Source organism: Luteibacter sp. P4_E6 (assembly GCF_056401535.1).
The window spans coordinates 1-1,542 of sequence record NZ_JBFUJE010000738.1; the positions used below are offsets into that span (position 1 = coordinate 1).

A 1,542-nucleotide genomic window follows, 5' to 3' on the forward strand; every position below is an offset into this window, starting at 1 on the left:
GGTTCGGGGCGCGCGGGCTCGCTGACTTTGCGTTCAATCGATTCATTCGAATTTACCCGTCGTATTTCGTTGCCCTCATCCTTGGTGTTGTCACGATATGGTGGCTCGCGCAGAATTGCATTGAAGGGGTTCGGATTAATCCGGAGTTCACCATGCCGCACGGCGTTGGCTGGCTCAATCCGATCACGCTGCTACCGATATTTCCCCGCAGCGGGCTGCCGGTGGCGGTATCCAACGCCTTATCCATCGAGATTGGCGCCTACTTCCTGATCCCACTTCTCGCTCGGTCAGCATCCACAGCGTGGATCGCGTTGATTGTGTCGGTCGTTGCCACAGTTAACCTCGGATTTACGTCATCATCCTTTGCTGAGAGATATGTCCAGTTCCTTCCGTGCCTGATGACCTTCGCGACGGGAAGTCTTCTTTGTCACTATCGCGACTGCCTACTTAGATTCGCCATGCCGCGCACGAGCTTCATCGTATGGATGGTGCATGGTGCGCTTTGGGTAAAGTGGGATCCGTGGCCCTGGACCTTCGGCATGTACTTCTCAATGATCCTTTCGGCTTGGGTAACGCTTTCGCTCACTTCATACAAATCGAGCAAGGTCGATTCGCTTTTTGGTGACATGTCATATCCGGTGTATCTAATCCATACCAGTGTCGCCGTGTACTTTCTGGCTCAATTTGGCTACGGGCGTTCCTTCTACTTCTTCGCTGTATCATTTGCCATCACGCTCACGGCGGCCCTTATCATGGCAGTCGCTCTTGAGCGGCCGTTACACCGGTTGAAGCGGAAGGGGCAAGTGCGTGATGCTGCTACTCCGCTAACTCAACAAGAGTGAGCAGATGCCAACGCAGGAGCGAACAACTCGCCACTTGCTCTGGACGACATGGGCGCTGGCTTTCCTGGCAGCGGGCCTTGCTCTTGTGGTGGAAGGAAGGGTAGGACTCAACCTGTGGGACGAAGGGTTCCTCTGGTACGGCGCACAGCGCGTCGCCTCCGGGGAAGTTCCCATAAGGGATTTCATGGCCTATGACCCAGGGCGCTATTACTGGGCCTGGTCTCTTGCTGCACCCTTTGGTGGCACCCTGATGGCCATTCGCGTTGCCACTATGGCATTCGCGTCGCTAGGTCTGGCAGTGATTACTACGCTGCTGCGCAGCGCGACGTCCGGCAGGGGATGGCTCTCGCTTTGCGCCGCGGTACTCTCGTTAACGGCATGGATGTTTCCGCGCCACAAGTTGTACGACATCGGCCTGTCGATGCTGCTGATTGGCCTACTTGCGTGGTGGTTCCTTCAGCCTTGCAGGCTGCGAACTTTCTTCCTCGGTGTCGGTGTGGGCTTGGCCGCTTGTTTCGGCAGGAACCATGGGGTGTATGCCGCCTTCGCGTGTACCGGGGCATTGCTGTGGCAGCAATTGCCTCTGGGCGGATCGGCGCCAACATATCAAACGCAGCCATCTCCTCGTGCCAGTCTTCTTCGCACCTTCCGCCCCTTCGCATACGGGGTGACCGTTGGTTTCGCGCCGATACTTCTAGCC

2 protein-coding genes are annotated in these 1,542 nt (G+C 56.9%); both read left to right on the top strand.

Features of this window, described 5'->3' with window-relative positions:
- A partial coding sequence (locus AC1DT2_RS22960; RefSeq protein WP_477298981.1) for an acyltransferase family protein occupies window positions 1-842 on the top strand: 842 nt, incomplete at its 5' end.
- Between the two features lie 4 nt (window positions 843-846).
- Window positions 847-1,542, top strand: a 696-nt coding sequence (locus AC1DT2_RS22965; RefSeq protein WP_477298983.1) for a hypothetical protein, incomplete at its 3' end; no start/stop codon positions are given.